Here is a 19,002-nt window from a genome sequence, read left to right as displayed (position 1 = left end):
AGCCTGCCGGGGCTCAGGGGGTCACGATCACCAGGATGCCCAGCGCGATCGCGAGGAGTGCGCCGACGGCTCCGCAGATGATTCCGGCCAGGGCCTGGCCGGGGTTTGACGCCTCGCCGCGGCGCGCCTTGCCGCGGCCGATCGCGCCGAAGACGACACCGAGGATGCCGAGGACGATGGCCAGCGGCCACAGGCAGAAGACGACCGCGGCGAGGATGCCGAGCACGAGTCCGGCGATGCCCATGCCGTTGCTGTCCTCCATCCCGTTCCCGGCCCAGCCGTACAGGCCCGGAGCGCCGCCCCCGTAGTGGGGGTGGGAGGGGTAGCCGTACCCGCCGGGGTACCCGTAGGGGACCTGGCCGGGGCCGTCGGGGGCTATGGGCGGTGGCGGGACCGCACCGCCCTGCGCGGGCGGCGCGAACAGGTTGGGGGGCGGGCCGCCCGCGGCGGTGGCGGGGTCGGGGGGCGGGAACGAGCCGAGCGGGCCACCCGTCTGCGGGCCACCGAAGGGGGTGGCCCAGGGCTGCGGGGTGACACCGGGCAGCGAGGTGACCGTCCGCTGATCGTGGACGGACGGGGGCGTATCGCCTGCGGGGGCCAGCAACTCGTTCGCGACGACGGTGTGCCCGGGGCCGCTCCACGCGCTGTCGCCCGGCGCGGCCCAAGGATTCGGCGCGACCGGAGAAACGGCCGAAGCCCCGGCACCGCGGCCCGGCCCGCCACGGTCCGCTGTGCCGCTGCCCACCGCGCCACTGACCGCTCCGCTGCCGCCGTCGACCGCGCGACTGTCCGCCGCGCCGCTACCCGCCGGCCCACTGTCCATCCCGCCGCCGTCGGCCGCGCGACTGCCCGCCCCGCCGCTACCCGGCCCGCCACTGTCCGCCGTGCCGCCGTCGGCCGCGCGGCTCTCTGCCCCGCCGCTACCCGCCGGGCCACTGTCCACCCCGCCGCCGTCTGCCGCGCGACTGCCCGGCCCGCCGCTGCCCACCGCGCCACTGACCGCCCCGCCACCGTCGGCCGTGCCAATGTCCATCCCGCCGCTGCCCGCCGGGCGGCTGTCCACCCCGCCGCCGTCTGCCGCGCGACTGCCCGCCCCAACGCCGTCCGCCCCGCGACTGCCCGCCGAGCCACTGCCCGCCGCGCCACCATCCGCCCCGCCGTTGCCCGCCCCGCCGGACCCAGGGGTCCCGCCCTCGCTCTTGTCCAACGTGACTGCGGGAACCGTGTCCTGGGGGACGGTCGCCGGGGTCGGGGTGTCGTCGGACATGCGTGGGTCCCCCTGTCGTCGCCCTCGGCCGCCCTCTGCCAAGCGTGTCGCCATGCTACGGCCCGGGGTCGGCGGGGCCGACCGCGGTCTCCCGGCCTCGCCGCCTACGATGATCCCGGGATCTCGGGATCCCGACGCATCGATCAGCCGATCACCCGCGTCCCGTCCGGCCCGTCCGGCCGGGGCGCCGTCCCGGGGAGGACCCCATGACCGACCGCCTCGACGCAGCCGCCGCAGCCGCCGCGGCTCTCGGCCCCCGCGATCTGCACGCCTTCATCGCCGGGCTGCCCAAGGCCGAACTGCACGTGCACCACGTCGGCTCCGCCTCCCCCCGCATCGTCTCCGAACTGGCCGCCCGGCACCCCGACTCCAAGGTGCCCACCGACCCCGAGGCCCTGGCCGACTACTTCACGTTCACGGACTTCGCCCACTTCATCGACGTCTATCTGTCCGTCGTCGACGTCATCCGCACCCCGGAGGACGTCCGGCTGCTGACCTACGAGGTCGCCCGGGACCTGGCCCGCCAGCAGGTGCGGTACGCCGAGCTGACCGTCACCCCGTTCTCGTCCACCCGGCGCGGCATCGACGAACGCGCGTTCATGGACGCCATCGAGGACGCCCGCAAGGCGGCCGAGGCGGAGTTCGGGACCGTGCTGCGCTGGTGCTTCGACATCCCCGGCGAGGCAGGGCTGGAGGCCGCCGAGGAGACCACCCGCCTGGCCACCGACGACCGGCTCCGCCCGGAGGGGCTGGTCTCCTTCGGGCTCGGCGGCCCCGAGGTCGGCGTGGAGCGCCCGCAGTTCAAGCCCTACTTCGACCGGGCCATCGCCGCCGGTCTGCGCTCGGTGCCGCACGCCGGGGAGACCACCGGCCCCCAGACGGTGTGGGACGCGCTGACCCACCTGCGCGCCGAGCGCATCGGACACGGCACCAGCTCCGCGCAGGACGAGAAGCTGCTCGCGCACCTCGCCGAGCACCGTATCGCCCTGGAGGTGTGCCCGACCTCGAACATCGCCACGCGCGCGGTCCGCACCCTCGACGAGCATCCGATCAAGGAGTTCGTGAAGGCGGGCGTCCTGGTCACGATCAACTCCGACGACCCGCCCATGTTCGGCACCGATCTGAACTCCGAGTACGCGGTCGCCGCCCGCCTCCTCGACCTGGACGAGCGGGGCGTCGCCGACCTCGCCGGGAACGCGGTCGACGCGTCCTTCCTGGACGAGGCCGGCAAGCGACGCCTCCGCGACGAGATCGACACGTACACCGCCGCATGGCTCAGTGCCTGACCTGGACACAATGAGCCCATGCAGAACGTGACCGCCGTGGCCCATCGCGGCGACCCCTACCGCTTCCGTGAGAACACGCTCGACTCGCTGCGTTCCGCGCTCGACCAGGGCGCGGACGCCGTCGAGTTCGACGTACGGCTCACCAAGGACGGCGTGCCCGTCCTGCTGCACGACCAGACGCTGAAGCGGTTGTGGGAGCTGGACCGGCCGCTGCGGTCGCTGTCCGCGGCCGAGGTGCGGGGACTGACGGCCGGCGGGGTGCCGACCCTCGCGCAGGCGCTCGCGGCGACCGAGGGCAGCCGGCTGATGCTCGACCTGCCGGGGACCCGGGAGGTGCGCACGGCCCGGCGGATCGTCGACGCCGTCCGCGAGGCGGGGGCGGCGGACCGGGTCTACTACTGCGCCGACGCCGTCGCCATGCTCGCCGTGCGCGAAGCGGACCCGTCCGCCGAGATCGCCCTGACCTGCACCAGCCTGGCCCCGCCGCGGCCCGCGCTGCTCGCGGCGGTGCGGCCGCGCTGGCTCAACTACCGCTTCTCCCTGGTGGACCGGGCCCTCGCCGACCGCGTCCACCACGACGGCTACCTGCTCTCCGTCTGGACCCCCGACACCCGCCGCGCCATGCGCCGCCTCATCGACGCGGGCGTCGACTCCATCACCACCAACCGCATCGACGCCCTCTGCGCCTTGCGCAAGAGCGGCTAGGGCCTGTCCGGCGGATCATGCCGCAGACGCGGGGTGTGGCACGCACAGCTGCGGCGTTGTCGTCGGTTGCCGACGCTCCGCGTCGACGCCCTCCTCCGCCTTGCACCTGCACGCTCCCCCACTCTCGGCCGCGCTCGAGCGGGGGGACCCCCATCACCCCGCTCACCGGCGCCGATTCGGCACTGCCGATTTCCTGCGACTTGATCCGCCGGACAGGCCCTAGCCCGCCGCATACCGCAGCGGCGGCGCGATCGCCTGGGCGTCCGCTCCCTCGCCGACCCAGAGGCCGATCAGCAGCGCCGCCGTCGCCTCCAGCAGGCCCGCCCGGTCCAGACCCCCGGCGGTCAGCGGCTCGCAGCCGAGGTCGCGGACGAGCCGTCGTACGACGTCCAGGGCCGGTTCGCTGTCCCCGCACAGGGGGACGGCGAGCGGACGGCCGTCGAAGACCGGCGGGGCGAGGCGCCAGACGCCGGAGTGGCAGAGGTTGAAGGCCTTGACGACGTGCGCGGCGGGGGCCGCGTCGGCGATGCGCCGGGCCGCCGCGGGGCCGCCCGCCGTGAGCAGGGCGAAGCCCTCGCCCACCGGGTTGGTGCAGTCGATCAGCACCCGCCCGCGCAGCACGTCCGCGAGGTCGCCGACCACGTCGGCGACCGCCGCGTAGGGCAGCGCCAGCAGCACCGCGTCCGTGCCGAACTCGGCCGCCTCACGCAGCCCCCCGCTCCGGCCCCCGCCCCGGCCCCGGCCGCCGGCCCGTACCTCGTGTCCCGCCCGCGCCCACTGTCCGCCCAGCGCGTCCGCCATCGATCCTGTTCCGAGAATTCCGATCCGCATACGCCTGACGGTAGGAGTCCGCTCGGGCACCATTCGGTGCGTGACTACGGACCAGGCCTTCCTCGCCGACTGCCGTGCCCGGCTCGCCTTCGACCTGCTCTCCCACACCTGGAACGCCGTGGTGCTGTGGGCGCTGCGCGACGGCCCGGTGCGCCACGGCGAACTCCGTTCCCATATCGGTGGGATCAGCCAGAAGGTGCTGACCGAGACGCTGCGCCGGCTGGAGTTCAACGGGCTGGTGGCCCGGCATGCGCACGGCGGCGCCCCGCCCCGGGTCGAGTACGAACTGACCGCGCTCGGACGGACGTTGCTGCCCGCCATCGACGCGGTCGGCGCCTGGGCCTTCGAGCACGGGGACGACGTCCTCGACGCCCAGGACCGCTACACGCGGGAGAGTTGAGCCACGGTCGCCGGGTCGGCCGGGGTCTCGCGGGTGAGGTACTGCGGGACCGGGGTGTCGTCCGCGCCGGTGTCGCGGACCAGGCCGTAACGGGTCGCGCCCTGGTCGGGGCCGGTCGTGACGTCCTTCTCGACGGCGTCCCAGGTCGTCGGGAAGACGTTGAGGCCGTAGTCGCCGCCCCGCTCGTTCACGGTGAGGGTGACCGTGCCGGCGACGTAGAAGTACTCGTTCTGCCACATCTGCTGGGTGCCGGGCGGCAGCACGAGGTAGCCGGTGGTCGTGCTGCCCATGCCGGTGGCCGTGCGGTCCGTGCTGCTGACGGAGTCGTCCATACGGCGGCCGCCGCCCGAGGCCACATGGAAGAGCTTGCCCTTGAGGCCGGTCCAGCTGGGCATGACCAGGTTGCCGGGCCGGTACTGCGGCGAGATCTGCCAGCGCACGAGGACATAGCCCTGGCCGCTGAGCGTCACGCTGTCCCCGCGGTGGTTCATGGTGGCGTGCGCGCCGCCGCTGCTGGTCACGCCGGACGCGGGCCGTTGCGGCAGGGCGGCCGGCGCGGTGTCCGGGTCGGGCGCGCTGTCGACGGCGTCGACGACACCGCCGTACGGGGCCGTCCTCTGCTCGCTCGCCGACGGGGACGGGGACGCGGACTTCGACGGCGAGGCGGAGGCCGAGGGCGAAAGGGAGAACGGCGGGGGCGCGGTGACCGGTGCGCTCGCCGCCGTGGGCGAGACGGCCGCACGGGCGGGCGGGTCGTCGGGGGTCTGGACGACGACGTAGGCGCCGCCCGCGGCGAGCGTCGCACCGGCCGTGACCGCGACGGCCGGTTTGGTCAGCGCGGTCAGCACCTTCGCGGACCAGCCGGCGGAGGCCGTGCCGGCGGCCGCGGCGGCCGTCTTGCCGCCGAGGGTCAGGGAGATCGTGAAGCCGACCGGGACCGGCACCAGCGCGATCCCGACGAGCAGCCGCTCCGCCGGGACGACCGACTCGCGGGTGTCGCCGCAGTAGCCGCAGCCGCGGATGTGCCGGGCCAGCCGCTTGCGCCAGACGGAGTCGGGCCGGCCGTCCCAGCGGGCGGTCAGTTCGCGCAGGTCGGGGCAGGCGCCGTCGAGGGCGCGCACGATGCCCCGGGAGACCTCCAGCCGCTCCTTCACCCGCTGGACGCGCACGGCGGCGTGCTGCCGGCTGATGCCGAGCGCCGCGGCCAGCTCGCGGCGGCTGAGCTCGCCCGCGACCTCCAGCCACCACAGGGACAGCAGTTGCCGGTCCTCGTCGTCCAGCCAGCGCACCGCCTCCGCGACCTCACGCCGCTGGCCCTCCAACTGCAGCCGGAGCACGGTGAGTTCGGCGAAGTCGGCGGTTTCGCCCTGCGGCACCTGGTCGTCGAGGCGCTGTGCGGTTCCCCGGCGGGCGCGGTCCCGGATCTGCCGCATGGCGATCGCGACCAGCCAGGAGCGGAAGCTGTCGGGGTCGCGCAGCGAGCCCAGATTGTCGACAGCGCGCAGCATGGTCTCCTGGACGACGTCGTCGACGTCGGCGTGGCCGTTGAGGGCGCGGCCGACGATGTTGTAGACGAGCGGCAGCCAGCCCGCCACCAACTCGTCCATCGCCTGCCGGTCGCCGCTCTGCGCGTCGGCGATGGTGGCACGCCAGTGCCGGGCGGCCTCGGCGTCGGCGTACGTCCTCATGCCCGCACCCTCTCAGCCGAGCCCCCGCTGCTGGCAATGTCGGAGATCACAGCCGTGGAGACGGCCCGGGCGGCCCCCGGATAACAGTTTTTTCGCCACCCGTAGGGGACGCCCCTGGCAACTCCCCCATCTCGTAAGGCAGTTGCTCAGGGTTCCTTCGGGGGCGGGCACCCTCCTCGGCGACGATCCCGAACGGTCCCGTGCCGCCGGAGGATCATCACGAATCTTCCGACCCGCCCTGGCTGGAGTCCCCGCATGCGCGCTCGCCGCCGCACCACCGTCCTCGCCGCCTCCCTCGTCCTCGCCCTCACGGCGGCCGGACCGCTGGCCGCCCCGGCCTTCGCCACGCCCGCCGCACCCACCGCGCCCAGCGCGGCCGCCGCACAGCGCGCGAACGGCCTCGACACCCAGGCGCTCGCCGCCGCGCTCGCCGGGCTCCCGGACGCCGACGCGACCGCCGCCCTGGTCCGGGTCGGCGGCACCGACGGCGTCTGGCGCGGCAGCGCGGGCGTGCACGACCTGGCGAGCGGCGCGCCCGCGGACCCGGACGCCCGGTTCCGGGCCGGTTCGACGACGAAGGTGGTGACGGCGGCGGCGGTGCTGCGGCTCGCGGCCGACGGGCGGATCGATCTGGACACGCCGATCCAGCGCTATCTGCCCGGCCTGCTCGGCAGGCAGTTCCGGCCGATCACCGTGCGGCAGCTGCTCAACCACACCAGCGGCATCCCGGCGGGCGACGGTCTCGGCGAGACCTTCGAGGAGGTGTACGCGCACCGCTTCGACACCCTCAGCCCCCAGCGGGTCGCCGCGTCGGCGGGCGCGAAGCAGCCGGAGTTCTGCCCGGGGAAGCAGCAGCACTACCTCAACATCAACTACACGTTCCTCGGCCTGCTGATCGAGAAGGTGACCGGGCACGCCTACGCCGAGGAGGTCCAGCGGCTGGTGCTCGCGCCGGCCGGGATGCGGGACACGTACTTCCCGGGCGCCGACCCGCGCATCCTCGGCCCGCACAACCTCGGCTACCAGAAGGTGGAGAAGGCCGACGGGACGACGGAGTTCTGGGACGTCACCGAGTGGAACCAGGCGGACCGGTTCGCCGCCGGGGACATGATCTCCACGACCGTGGACCTGGAGCGGCTGATCACCGCCCTGTTCCGGGGCCGGATCGTGCCGCAGCCGCAGCTCGAGGAGATGTTCACGGTCCCGGCGGGCATCGAGGGCGCCGCCTACAGCGCGGGCCTCACCCGGTTCGAGGCCGACGGGAAGGTCTACTGGGTCAAGTCCGGCGGCCGGTACGGCTACAACTCCGCCGTCGCCGCCACCCGCGACCTCAGCCGCACCCTCGTCTACTCGGTCAACTCCACGGACGCCAAGAGCGCGGACGCGAATCCGGTCGTCACCCGGATCATCACGGCCGCGCTCAAGTAGCTCACCGCCCGCTCACCTCCCGCGCACCGCGAGCTCGCCGCAGGCTCACTCCAGCGGGTCCTCCAGTGCCACGTTCCGCACCCCCGGCAGGTGCCCGTCCAGCTCCCCCGGCTCGAACCGGCACATGCCCACCGCGTGCCAGAACTCGCCGGTGACATCGCCCTCGTACTTGTAGCCGCCGGACGGCGCGAGCGCGGCCCAGCCGCCCGGCAGACCGACCAGCGTCGCGCGCAGCGCCGCCGGTCCGTCGGCGGGGAGCTGCCACAGCCGGACGGTGCCGTCCTCGCCGCCGCTCGCCAGCGTCGAGCCGTCGGGGCTGAAGGCGACCGCGAGGACGCGGCCGGTGTGGCCGGTCAGGGCGGCGAGCTCGCGGCCGGTGCGGGTGTCCCAGAGGCGGACCTTGCGGTCGTCGCCCGCGGTCGCCAGCAGCGGGCGGCTCGGGTGGGCCGCGGCCGTCCACAGCTTGCCGGTGTGCCCGGTGAGCCGGTGCGCGGCCACGCCGTCCCGCCAGATCACCGCCCGGCCGTCCCATGAGGCGCTGGCCAGCCAGGAGCCGTCGGGCGCGAACGTGACGGCGTACACCCGGTCGGTGTGCCCGTCGAGGACGGCGGTGATCCGGCGCTCGGCGAGGTCCCAGAGGCGCACCTTGCGGTCGTCGCAGCCGGTCGCCAGGACCGCGCCGTCGGGCCGGAAGGCGACCGAGCGGACCCGCCCGAAGTGCTCGCCGATGGTGACGACGTGCGCGCCGGTCGCCCGGTACCACAGGCACACCGTGTCGTCGTCGTTGGCGGTGGCGAGGAGTTCGCCGTCCGGGCTGAACGCCTCCGCCCAGACGTGGTCGGTCTCGACGTCCAGCTCGCGCTGGTACTCGCCCGTCTCGGCGTTCCACAGGTACATGTCGCCGTCGCTGCTCGCGGTGGCGAGCAGCGGGCCGCCGGGGCTGAACACGGCCGAGATCAGCCGGTCGCTCTGCCCGGCCAGCTCCCGCAGCCGCCGCCCGGAGGCGCAGTGCCACAGCCGGACGACGCCGTCGTTGCCGCCCGCCGCGAGCATCGAGCCGTCGGCGCTGAAGGAGAGGGTGCCGATCCGCCGCCCGTGCCCGCGCAGGATCCGCCGCCCCTGACCGGTGGCCGGGTCCCAGAGCCGGACGACGCCGTCGTTGCCGCCGGTGACCAGCAGCGAGCCGGTCTCCGGGGCGGCGCCCTCCCCGGTCGGCCGGAACTTGCACACCCACACCGAGCCGCGGTGCTCGGTGGGCTGCCGGGTGAGCGGCACGGCGACCGGCCCGGCGGCCGGGTCGGCCTCCGGGGCGAACCGCCACAGCCGGACGACGCCCTGGCTGTCCCCGGCGGCGAGCAGCGTGCCGTCGGGATCGAACAGCACCTGGTAGACGGCCCCGCGGCAGCCGCCGAGCACCCCGGCGCCGGCCCCGGCGGCCAGGTCCCACAGGCGCACCTGGCCCTCGGTGTCGCCGCTCACCAGGAACCGGCCCCCGGGGTGGAAGTCGAGCGTGTAGACGCGGCCGGCGTGCCCGGTGAACGTGTGCACCACGCACCGCCGGGCCACGTCCCACACCCGCACGGTGCCGGCCCGTCCGTCGCCCATGTCGCCGGTGGCCAGCAGGGCGCCGTCCGGACTGAACCGGGCCCGGAACACCGCGCCGCGATGCCCCGGCAGCGCCCCGAGCAGCCGGCCGGAGCGCAGGTCCCACAGGCGGACGGCGGCGGAGGCGTCCCCGGTGACGAGGGTGGCGTTGTCGGCGGTGAACGCGACGGTGTAGACGGGCGCGGAGTGACCGGGCAGCCGGTGCAGCGGGGCGCCGGTGGCCGTGTCCCACACGGTGACCACGCCGTCGGCGTCGCCGGTGGCGAGCAGGGCTCCCCCGGCGTCCAGCGCTACCGGCCAGACGCCCCGCGGGTGGATCTCCAGCCGGTGCCGGCACGCGCCGGACACCGGATCCCACAGCCGGACGGTGCCGTCCGCGCTGCCGGTGGCGAGGACCCGCTCGCGGAACTTGACGGCGTAGACGCGGTCGGTGTGGCCCTGCAGGGTGCGCAGGGCGATGCCGGTGACGGCGTCGCAGACCAGCACCCCGCCGTCCTCGCTGCCGACGGCGAGGAGTTCGCCGTCGGGGCTGTAGGAGATGGGTTCGGGCAGTCGGCTGGTGCGCATGTCGAACCCGTAGGGGACGCCGACCGCGGAGGGCCGGAACCCGGAGTCGACGGCCATGCCGGGCGCCAGCGCCGCAACCGAGAGTTCCGGGCTGTCCGGCAGCCCCGCCCCGGTGGTCGCGCCGATGAGCGCGGCCCGCCGCCAGCGGCCGCCCTCGACCCGGACGCCGGTGAGATCGGTGCGGATCAGCCGGGCCCGCCGCAGATCGGCCCCGCGCAGGTCGGCCCCGGTGAGATCGGCGCCGTCGAGTCGCGCGCCGGTCAGCCTGGCGTCCCGCAGGACCGCGCCGGAGAGGTTGGCGCCGACGAGCCGGGCGTCGGTGAGGTCGGCGCGGGTGAGGTCGACGCCGGAGAAGTCGCGGTAGGAGAGGTCCTCCCCGGCGAGGGCCGCGCCGCGCAGATCGGTGTGGGCGGGCACCCGCAGCCGGGAGAGGATCTTCACGGCGTTGGCGCGGGACACCTCCGCGCCCCCGGTCTCCCGCGCGGCCAGCGCCTGTTCGGCCCACTCCTGGCAGGCCCGGTGGTCGGCCAGGTCGCACAGGAACTCCACGGCGAGCCGGCTGAGCTGACGTCGGCCGAGCAGGGTGCTGTCCCCCGCGGCCAGCCGCAGCGCGCACTCGCGGGCGATGAGCCACTCCACCACCGAGCCGTGGATGAACCGGAAGACGCCGTCCTCGCTGCGCACCAGCAGGCTGCCGGAGCCGACCGCGTGCGCGGCCTGCGGGACCGACAGCCGGCTGTCGGCGAGGCCGGTCAGGGTCTCGGCGACGTCCGTCAGCTCGTCGAGCCGCAGCGAGTCCTGGCCGCTCTGCCACAGCCTCAGGGCGAGCGCGGTGACCGCGTTCCACAGCTGCTCCAGGCTCAGTCCTGGGGCCCGGCCGGGGCCGCCGGCCCGCTGCTGCTCGAAGCGCAGCCAGGCGCTGAGCACCTCCTCGTAGAGCCCGGCGGGACTGAGCGCGCGGCCGGCCCCGGCGACGGCGCGCAGCTGGTCGTCGTCCAGGTCGGCGACGAAGCCCAGCAGCCGGGGGTTGCGGCACAGGGCGAGCAGGTCGGGGATGGCGTCGAGCCGGCGCACCCGGCGGTCGGCGGCGCGGTCGTCGCCGTCGTAGCGGTTGATCAGGTAGGCGCGGATCTGCGCCGGGGTGAACTCCTGGACGGCGAGCACCCGGCGGTGCGGGAGCAGGCCGACGCGCTCGCCGAGCGCGGTCAGCACCTGGCCCTGGGAGCGGAAGTGCTGGGTGCGGCTGCTGACGACGATCTTGGCGCTGTCGACGGCGGAGTCGAGCAGCACCTGGAGGCGTTCGGCGGCCCGGTCGTAGGTGACGCGGGTGACGAGTTCGTCGAAGCCGTCGAAGAGGAGCACGATCCGGCCCTGCTGGAGCATGTATCTGAAGGCGCGCAGGTCGATGTTGTCGACGCCGTGGGCGGCGAGGTGGGCGGCGACCAGGCCCTCGAAGGAGTAGGCCCGGTCCAGCGCGTTCAGTTCGACCAGCAGCGGTACCAGGTGGGGCAGTTCGAGGGGGATCCGGCGGGCCAGCTCGCGCAGCGCGAACGTCTTGCCGTGGCCGAAGTCGCCGAGCAGGAGCAGGAAGCGGCCCTGGTCGGAGTCGAGGAGGCGGAGCATGTCGTCGACCAGGCCGTCGCGGTCCTCGGCGTCGAGCCGCTCGGCCTCGCGGTAGCGCTGGGGCAGGTACATGCCCGGCGGGTAGCGGGGGTCCGTGCGCAGCCGCTCGCTCTGGGCGCCGACGTAGGCCCGCAGGTCGAGCAGGCCCTGGAACTCGGTGAAGCTGCGCACCCGGACGCCTCTGCGGCGGGCCTGGTCGCGCAGTTCGCGGGCGGGCGGCGGGCCGTCGTGGACGAGTTCGGCCTCGGTCTCGGAGTCGGCGGCGTGGACGAGCGCGACGACCCGTTCGACGTCCTGGTCGGTGGGGGTGCCGGTGTGCACGGCGACCCGCTGCTGGCGGACGAAGCCCGACTGGGTCCAGGTGACGAGGAGTTGGGGCACCGGGCCGGCGACCGGGCGGAGCTGCGCGCCCTCGTGCCGGGTCCGGCACACCTCCGCGACCCGGGCCAGAAGTATGTCGGCGGGCGACGGCACGGCCCGTGGATCGGGATCGGCCCCGGCCGTCGGGTCGGGGACGCCGGTGGGGCCGTCGTCGGAATGGTCGTCGTCGGGGGCGAAGGCCCGGTGGGCCCGCCGCCACTCGACGCGGCTGCGGCGCGGCTCGCCGGGGCCCGGCCAGGCGGTGAGCCCGTCGCGGCCGATGCGCAGCAGCTGGTGCCGGGCGGGTCCGGCCGCGCCGAGCAGCGGCAGCTCGCCGGCGGCGGTGGGCAGGGCGGGGTGCGCGCCGGGGCCGGTCGGGCCGTGCAGCAGCAGATGCAGCCGGGGCGCGGTGAGCCGGGCCAGCACGTCGGTGTCGCGCAGCGGCCCCGAGCCGTCCTGGGCCGTGCCGCGCGGCAGGCCGGCCCGGGCCGTCCCGGGGGCGTGCCGCAGTGCGCCGATGCGCAGCCACCCCTCCTCCTCGTAGGGCCGCAGCGCCTGCGCGAACCAGGCGGCCTGCTCGGGTCCGAGCAGGCCGTACCGGTCGTCGAGCCGATGGCTGTAGGCCATCGAGGAGTTCAGCCCGGCGACGACGGTGTGCAGCTCCGGCACGGGGAAGAGGGTCCACGGCTGATCGCTGTCGAAGACGGCGTCGAGGCCCTGGTACAGCTCCTGGAAGAGCCGGGCGAAGTGCCGCCACTTGGGCCAGTACGGCGGCCGGGGCGGCATCTCGTCGGCCTCGCAGGTGCTGAAGTAGGCCCGGCAGGCGGCCTGGTTGACGTCATGGCCGCCCGGGACGAGGGCGACGCGGTGCGGTTCGAGGCCGAGCAGCGCCCGCAGTCCGGTGAGGAAGGCGAGCGCCTGGTCGAACTCGCGGGGGCTGCCGGAGGCGGTCAGATCGCCGGTGACCACCAGCAGTTCGGGGGCGGGCGCCCCGGCGTCGTACAGCTCGACGAGGTCGCCCCAGATCGCCGCCTGCAGCTCGGCCGGATCCTGACCGCGCCCGAACGCGGGCCCGGCCAGCTGGAGCACGGTGACCGCCTCGCGGGTGGCCGGGTCGCCGGTGACCCGCGGGTATGCGGGCGGCGCGGCGGGCCTGCGCCGCCCGGCCCAGCCGGCCCGCCCGAGCGGGCGTCCGGAGGCGGGCGCGACCGGCACGGCGGGGGCGGGGGCGGGCGGGACCGTGCGGCCGTCGCCCGGGTACGCGGGCCGCAGGCTCGGCCGGGCCCGCCCGTCGAGGGCCTGCCGGACCCGGGTGAGGAGCAGGTCGCGGGCGGCGGACGGATCGGTGACGGGCACCAGGTCGACGTAGGTGATGGTGGCGAGGAGCCCCTCCACGGGGATGTCCTCGACCCGGACCGTGAGCAGCCGCCGCTCGGGCGCGTCCGGGTCGGCGCGCAGCGCGGCCTGCCACTCCATCCGGCCGTACCGGGAGCGCTCGTAGTTGCGCGAGAGCACGGCGATGACGGCCGCGGACTCGCTCACCCCGCGGTCCATGAAGTCCACGAAGTTGGTGCCGGCCACGAAGTCCCAGGCCTGCAGCACCGTGCGGTATCCGGCCTCCTCCAGCGTCCACGCGATCCAGGACGCCCAGCGTTCGTCGGCCGGCGAATAGCTGACGAAGAAGTCCAACGGCCCTGCGTCACCGGTCATCTGACGACCCCCCATATATCTATGATGCCGTGAGCGAGCGTAGATATGGGCTTTTTCCGGACCGGTCCCCGTCCCTGGTCACAGCGGAGCACAATTGTGCGACCCTTCCCAGCGTGTCTGTGCTGAGACGTCTGCATGTGCTCGACCGGGTGGCGATCGGCCTTCTCGCGATCGGACTGGTGTGCGTGGCCTCGGGCCTGCTGCCGAGCGGTTCGGCGTCCGACGCGATGGGGCGGATCGCCCCGCTGCTGGCGTTCCTGGGCACGGTGATCGTGCTCGCCGAACTCACCAGCAGGGCAGAGGTGTTCGACGTGGTCGCGGCGCGGGTGGCACGAGCGGGCCGGGGCAGCTACCCGTTGCTGTTCCTCCTGTGCGTGGCGTTCGCGTCCGTCACCACCATCGCGCTGAACCTGGACACGACGGCGGTGCTGCTGACCCCGGTGATGCTGGCGCTGGCGGGGCGGATCGGCATCGCGGCGGTCCCGCTGGCGATGACGACGGTGTGGCTGGCGAACACGGCGAGCCTGCTCCTGCCGGTCTCCAACCTGACGAACCTGCTGGCCGCGGACCGCGTCGCACTGTCCCCGGCGGGGCTGGCAGCACGGATGTGGGCACCCCAACTGGCCGCGATCCTGGTGACGACGGCCTGCCTGTGGCTCTTCTACTGGCGCCGGGGCCGCCGCACGAAGCCCGAGCCGGGGCGCAAGCCCGAGGCCGGCCCGGGCGCGGCACAGATCACGGAACGCCTACGCAAGGCCAGCAAGCCCGACACGGGCCCCAAGCACAGCACCCCCGGCCCAGGCGGCGAACGCAGCGAGCGCTGCACGCCCGACGCGGGCGACGAGCGCTCCAAGCCCGACGGGCCGGGCGCCGCGCAGATCGAAGAGCGCCTGCACGAGGACCGCGAGCGCAGCGCGGCCGGCCCAGGCCGCGAACCCGGCACGCCCAGCGAAGGCGGCGAACCCGGCGCGCCCGGCGAAAGCGGCAAGCCTGGCTCGGGCCGCGAGCGCGGCGCAGGCGGCGAACTCAGCGCGGGCGGCGCGCCCGACGCGGGCGGCGCGCCCGACGCGGGCGGCGCGCCCGACGCGGGCGGCGCAGGCAGCGAACCCGGCGCGCCCGGCACGCCCGGCGCGCCCGGCGCAGGCGGCGAGCCTGGCTCGGGCCGCGGGCTCGGCGCAGGCCGCGGGCTCGGCTCGGGCCTCGGGTCGCGCGGGGGTCGTGATCGTTACGCGGTGCCGCCGGTGCACCGGCCCGCCGACGCCGTGCTCTTCCGTGCCTGTGCGCTCGCCTGTGGCGGGTTCCTGCTGGCGATCCTGGTCGCCGACGTGGAGCTGTGGATCGCGTCCGCGACGGCCGCCGCGGTCGCCGTGGCGGCCTTCGCCCTGCGCGGCCGTTCGGCGCTGCGCTGGTCCCTGATCCCCTGGCGGCTGCTGGTGATGGTGCCGGGGATGTTCCTGGTGGTGGAGACGGTCAACGCGCACGGTCTGCACGACCTGCTGGCCTCGGCGGTCGGCGCGGACGGCGGCCTGCTGGGCCAGTTCCGCGCGGCGGCGGTCGGCGGCGGCCTGTCGAACGTTCTGAACAACCTGCCCGTCTACCTCGCCGGCGAGGGGGCCGTGCCGGTCGCCAACCACGATCAGCTCCTCGCCCTGCTGGTGGGCACCAACGCGGGCCCGGTGATCACCCCGTGGGCGTCGCTGGCGACCCTCCTGTGGTACGAACGCTGCCTCGCGTACGGGGTCCGGGTGCCGGTGGCCCGGCTGATGGGTACGGGCGCGGTGCTGGCGGTCACGGCGGTGGCGGCGTCGGTGGGGGCGTTGGCGCTCACCCGGTAGCCGTGCAGGCGTTCAGGCATTCACGGGGCCGACACCGCGGACTCGGCGACCAGTTCCAGCAGGGACGGCAGCACCTCCGGCCGGCCCGCGACGAAGGAGCGCTCGGTGTCCGGGCCGGTGAAGCCGCCGATGAAGTCGCGGCCGTCGAGATGGCGCAGGACGACTCCCGCCTCGCGGGCCAGCAGGGCGCCGGCCGGCAGGTCGATGGCCTCCGCGCGGTAGCCGACGAAGCCGTCGATGTCCCCGCGGGCCAGCATCGCCCAGGCCAGCAGGGGCGCCCACAGCTGGAGCAGCCGGCGGGAGCGCAGCTCCAGGGTGTGCCGCAGGGCGCAGACCGCGGGGTCGTCGCGGCGCACCGCGTGCCCCTGGGTCCAGGCCAGCAGCGGTCCCGCCGGGGAGGCCGGCCGGCCGGCGGGGGCGAGCAGCCGTCCGGCGGGGCCGTGCGCGCCGCCGCCGTGCCGGGCGGACCAGGTCCGCCCGGTCACCGGGTCGTGCACCACGCCGACCACCGGCGCCCCGTCGACGCAGAGGGCGACGCCGACGACGTAGACGGGCAGCCCGATCACCACGTTGTTGCTGCCGTCGAGGGGATCCACCAGCCACGTCCGGCCGCCGCCCCCGCCGCCCAGGTCGCCGGCCTCCTCGGCGAGGACGCGGTCCTGCGGGAACTGCGCGCGGATCCGGTCCACGACCACGGCCTCGGCCAGCAGGTCCAGGTCGGTGACGACATCGCCGCGGTCCCCCTTGGGCCGGGCCGCGAAGCCGTCCGGGAAGCGGGACCGCAGCAGCGCCCCGGCCGCCTCGGCGGCCGCCACCGCCGTACGGCACTCGGCGGTGAAGTCAGACGAGCGGGGGCTGGGGCTCATGGATCCTCCTGAGCGCGGCCTGGGCGATCCGGGCGGTCTGGGCCGCGTCGCACATCCTGCGGACCACCCAGTGGCCCGGGGCCCGTACCGGGCCCAGGGAGAGGTCCGCCCGGCCGGGCAGCGTCCGTCCCAGCACCAGGGTGGCGGTCGGACGGCCGTCCGGCACCACGGTGGTGTGGAACTCACCCGCGGCGAGGGCGTAGGTCTGGCCCGGTGCGCTGGTCCGCTCGGGGCCGGGAGAACAGCGCACCAGCCGCCTGGTGGGCCGCAGTTCGTCCACCCCGGACGGTTCGCTGCGCACCTCGAAGACCCGGTGGGTGGGCTGCGCGCGCTCCTCGGCCACCTCCATGCGCCGGTCGCTCAGCCGCCCGTACAGCACCGTGCTGGTCAACTCCCAGCTGTGGGAGTGCACTTGATGGTCGATCAGAATGGGGTCCGTCGGTCCGAAGACATGCACGCAGACGCCCTCGGCGCCGTCGCGCAGCACGGGCAGGCAGACGAAACCCAGGGGATGGCGCACCGCGCGCAGGGCGCGGCGGCCGGACACGATCTCTTCCAGTTCCGCCGCGGCATGCCCCGTCAGCTCGGCGGACGCCCCCCGCCGTGCGGCCCGTTCCAGGGCCGGGTAGTCCATCGCTCCCCCCTCCTCAGACCTCGTCAGACCTCGACAGATCGCAGAAAGACGGCGCTGTCATCTGCGGTAGGGATCCTCCGCGTGCAGCGCCTTGTCGATGATGTCGCCGACGTCGCGGTCGGTGAAACTCGTCGGCAACGGCAGTCCGAGCCGCTCCAGCAGGACTCTCGCCTCGTCGACGGTCGGTGCGTCGCCGAGCGGGGTGGCCTCCCGCAGGTCGAGTTTGACCGCCTGCTCGCGACTCTGGTGCAACTCGGTGACGTAGTAGTCGTACAGCGGCCGCCCCCGCTCGACGTACAGGCTCACGCGGCGCGGGTCGTCCTGGGTGATGATCAGGCAGGTGTCGGACAGGTCGAAGCGCAACGCCGGGGCCACGGAGCTGAGATGGACGTCGATCTCCAGGGTGTCCAGCCGCTGCCGGTGCCAACTGGCCGCCAGGACGGTGGCGTACGCCTCCTTGCGGGTGCGTTCGAGGGTCCAGCCGCCGGTGTCCTCGTGTCCGAAGGTGCGCCGGAAGCGGGCGTAGGCCTCGCAGGCCCGGTCGTCGGCCGGGTTGACGATGTCGATCTTCATGCTGAGGGAGCGGCGCTGCCGCTGCGCCTCGCGCACGCACTCCGGCAGCGTCACCGCCCGCAGATAGGTGCCGGTGCCGCCCTTGAACACCCAGCGGGCGGTGCTGCGTCGGGCCTGTTCGTGCGCCAGGCCCACCTCCGGGCCGGCCAGGGTGCGGACCATCGCGAGGTCCTCGATGGCCCGGCTCGTCCCGGCGGTGGCGGCGCGCAGGTCGGCCATCCGCCGTCGGCGCTCGGTCAGCGAGCCGTACACCAGCGCGGCCAGCACCAGCAGGATGGCGCCGGAGACGATGTCGTTGTCCTCGTCGAAGCCCTTGTCCGTGATGTCCAGCAGGGCCACGGTCAGCGCGAGCCCGATGGCGACGACGCCGTCCGCGTTGCGGACCGCCCAGGCGATCGAGTCCTCCAGCCGGCGCCCCGACGGCTGCGGTGTGGTACGCGACACGGCCACCCTCCCCCGACGGCGGCTTCCAGGGTAGGAGCAACCGCCCCCCGACGGCTACGGTGCGTGCATCGGCCTCAGCGGCGCGTACTCGACGCGGAGGGCGCGACGGACGGCGTACGCGCCGTGGACGACTCGTCCCGGGCGGCCGGTGTCGGCGAGAGGTTACGGACCGGGTCGGTGGTGGAGGCAGCGGTGCCGGTCGGCACGGTCGAGGCCCGGGCGTCCGGTACGGGGGTCGGGGCCCCCTCGGTAGGGCGCCGGCCCGCCGGCCCGGGCGCGTCCGCCGGGGAGGGCACGGCCGACGGGGTGGGCGCGGTCGGCGAGCCGCTCACCGACGGCGGGGCGAGCGGGACCGTCGGTCGTGCGGGCGCGTCGGAGGCCGTGAGGCGCAGCGGCAGCAGGACGGCGAGCGCGAGGGCCGCGCAGGTCGCCCCGGCCCCGGCGGCGGCGCGCAGCAGCCGGCGGCGGGCCGCGCCACGGCGGACCTCCTCGTAGCGGCCGGGCGGCGGCCCGAGACGGCCGGAGGCGGGTCGCAGGATGACGGTGAGGGGGTCGTCGGGGTCGAGGTCCGGGCCGTCGTCGAAGTCGTCAGCAGGTGTGATCAAGGCTTCTCCTCAGATGGGCGCGGAGCAGTTCACGGGCCGCGTGCAGGTCGGCCTTGACGGTTCCCTCCTTGCGCCCGGTCAGCGCGGACACCTCCCTGATCGGCATGTCAGCGTAGTAGTGCAGCAGGATCGGCACGCGCAGCCGGTCGGGCAGGGACTGCACGAGCATCCGCACCGAGGGGTCGACCGGTTCGGCGGGCGGGGCGACGGCGGCCTCGACGCCGGCCCGGCGCACGGCCCGGCGCTCCCGTTCGAGCTTGCGCCAGTGGTCGCGGACCAGGTTGGCGGCGGTGACGAAGAGAAAGCCCTGGGGCTCCGCGACCGCCGTCCAACGGGCCCAGAGCCGGGTGAACGCCTCCGAGGCGATCTCGTGCGCGGTCTCGTCGTCGTCGACGAGCCGGCGGCACCAGCCGGCGAGGCGTGGGTAGAGGGCGGCGAACAGCTCGGACGCCGCCCTCTCCCGCGAGGCGAGCCGTTTCAACGTTCTCCCGCAGCGCTCGACGCAGTGCCGGCCGACGGACCGCCCGATGGACCGGCCGACGGACCGCCCGATGGACCGGCCGACGGACCGGCCG

15 protein-coding genes are annotated in these 19,002 nt (G+C 75.1%); 5 read left to right on the top strand and 10 right to left on the bottom strand.

Going from position 1 to position 19,002, the window contains the following annotated elements; genetic code table 11:
* Positions 1-13: 13 nt before the first annotated feature.
* Both ACWCPF_RS22250 and ACWCPF_RS22245 read right to left on the bottom strand, forming a co-directional pair.
* Positions 14-244 carry a DUF4190 domain-containing protein gene (locus tag ACWCPF_RS22250; protein WP_451046857.1) on the bottom strand — a complete coding sequence of 77 codons (231 nt, stop codon included), beginning with the start codon at positions 242-244 and terminating at the stop codon, positions 14-16.
* A gap of 131 nt (positions 245-375) precedes the next feature.
* Positions 376-1,149: a histone H1-like repetitive region-containing protein gene (locus ACWCPF_RS22245; RefSeq protein WP_451046856.1), complete on the bottom strand. Its 774-nt coding sequence runs from the start codon at positions 1,147-1,149 to the stop codon at positions 376-378.
* A 324-nt stretch (positions 1,150-1,473) separates the two neighbouring features.
* Between ACWCPF_RS22245 and ACWCPF_RS22240 the strand changes: the two genes are divergently transcribed.
* A complete protein-coding gene (locus ACWCPF_RS22240; RefSeq protein ID WP_451046786.1) occupies positions 1,474-2,553 on the top strand; it encodes an adenosine deaminase in 1,080 nt (359 codons plus the stop codon).
* Between the two features lie 18 nt (positions 2,554-2,571).
* Positions 2,572-3,258, top strand: a complete 687-nt coding sequence (locus ACWCPF_RS22235) for a glycerophosphodiester phosphodiesterase (protein ID WP_451046785.1) — start codon at positions 2,572-2,574, stop codon at positions 3,256-3,258.
* Between the two features lie 219 nt (positions 3,259-3,477).
* Here ACWCPF_RS22235 and ACWCPF_RS22230 read toward each other — a convergent pair whose 3' ends face one another.
* Positions 3,478-4,089 (bottom strand): NADPH-dependent F420 reductase, encoded by a 612-nt coding sequence (locus ACWCPF_RS22230; protein WP_451046784.1) that lies wholly within the window; start codon positions 4,087-4,089, stop codon positions 3,478-3,480.
* A 40-nt stretch (positions 4,090-4,129) separates the two neighbouring features.
* On the opposite strand from ACWCPF_RS22230, the gene ACWCPF_RS22225 reads away from it, so the two are divergent.
* Entirely contained in the window at positions 4,130-4,489 is a 360-nt protein-coding gene (locus tag ACWCPF_RS22225) for a winged helix-turn-helix transcriptional regulator (protein ID WP_351913048.1), read from the top strand.
* Here the strand turns inward: ACWCPF_RS22225 and ACWCPF_RS22220 are convergent.
* Positions 4,471-6,177 (bottom strand): RNA polymerase sigma factor, encoded by a 1,707-nt coding sequence (locus ACWCPF_RS22220; RefSeq protein WP_451046783.1) that lies wholly within the window; start codon positions 6,175-6,177, stop codon positions 4,471-4,473. The genes ACWCPF_RS22225 and ACWCPF_RS22220 overlap by 19 nt on opposite strands.
* A gap of 255 nt (positions 6,178-6,432) precedes the next feature.
* Between ACWCPF_RS22220 and ACWCPF_RS22215 the strand changes: the two genes are divergently transcribed.
* Positions 6,433-7,605 (top strand): serine hydrolase domain-containing protein, encoded by a 1,173-nt coding sequence (locus ACWCPF_RS22215; protein WP_451046782.1) that lies wholly within the window; start codon positions 6,433-6,435, stop codon positions 7,603-7,605.
* A 45-nt stretch (positions 7,606-7,650) separates the two neighbouring features.
* On the opposite strand, the gene ACWCPF_RS22210 is transcribed toward ACWCPF_RS22215, so the two are convergent.
* Positions 7,651-13,470, bottom strand: a complete 5,820-nt coding sequence (locus ACWCPF_RS22210; RefSeq protein WP_451046781.1) for a WD40 domain-containing protein — start codon at positions 13,468-13,470, stop codon at positions 7,651-7,653.
* Positions 13,471-13,583: 113 nt separating this feature from the next.
* Between ACWCPF_RS22210 and ACWCPF_RS22205 the strand changes: the two genes are divergently transcribed.
* Positions 13,584-15,305: an SLC13 family permease gene (locus ACWCPF_RS22205; RefSeq protein WP_451046780.1), complete on the top strand. Its 1,722-nt coding sequence runs from the start codon at positions 13,584-13,586 to the stop codon at positions 15,303-15,305.
* 20 nt (positions 15,306-15,325) lie between these two features.
* Here ACWCPF_RS22205 and ACWCPF_RS22200 read toward each other — a convergent pair whose 3' ends face one another.
* From ACWCPF_RS22200 to ACWCPF_RS22180, 5 genes are all read right to left on the bottom strand, one after another.
* Positions 15,326-16,171, bottom strand: a complete 846-nt coding sequence (locus ACWCPF_RS22200) for an inositol monophosphatase family protein (RefSeq protein ID WP_451046779.1) — start codon at positions 16,169-16,171, stop codon at positions 15,326-15,328.
* On the bottom strand, positions 16,146-16,805 hold the full coding sequence (locus ACWCPF_RS22195) for a hypothetical protein (RefSeq protein ID WP_451046778.1): 660 nt from the start codon (positions 16,803-16,805) through the stop codon (positions 16,146-16,148). Before ACWCPF_RS22195 ends, ACWCPF_RS22200 begins: the two co-directional genes overlap by 26 nt.
* A gap of 57 nt (positions 16,806-16,862) precedes the next feature.
* A complete protein-coding gene (locus ACWCPF_RS22190; RefSeq protein WP_451046777.1) occupies positions 16,863-17,822 on the bottom strand; it encodes a hypothetical protein in 960 nt (319 codons plus the stop codon).
* Positions 17,823-17,896: 74 nt separating this feature from the next.
* Positions 17,897-18,427, bottom strand: a complete 531-nt coding sequence (locus tag ACWCPF_RS22185) for a hypothetical protein (protein WP_451046776.1) — start codon at positions 18,425-18,427, stop codon at positions 17,897-17,899.
* Positions 18,411-18,908 (bottom strand): RNA polymerase sigma factor, encoded by a 498-nt coding sequence (locus tag ACWCPF_RS22180; protein WP_451046775.1) that lies wholly within the window; start codon positions 18,906-18,908, stop codon positions 18,411-18,413. Before ACWCPF_RS22180 ends, ACWCPF_RS22185 begins: the two co-directional genes overlap by 17 nt.
* Positions 18,909-19,002 lie beyond the last annotated feature (94 nt).

The sequence above is a fragment of the Streptomyces sp. NPDC001858 genome (assembly GCF_053594615.1).
This window is presented reverse-complemented; position numbering and strand designations above follow the sequence as displayed.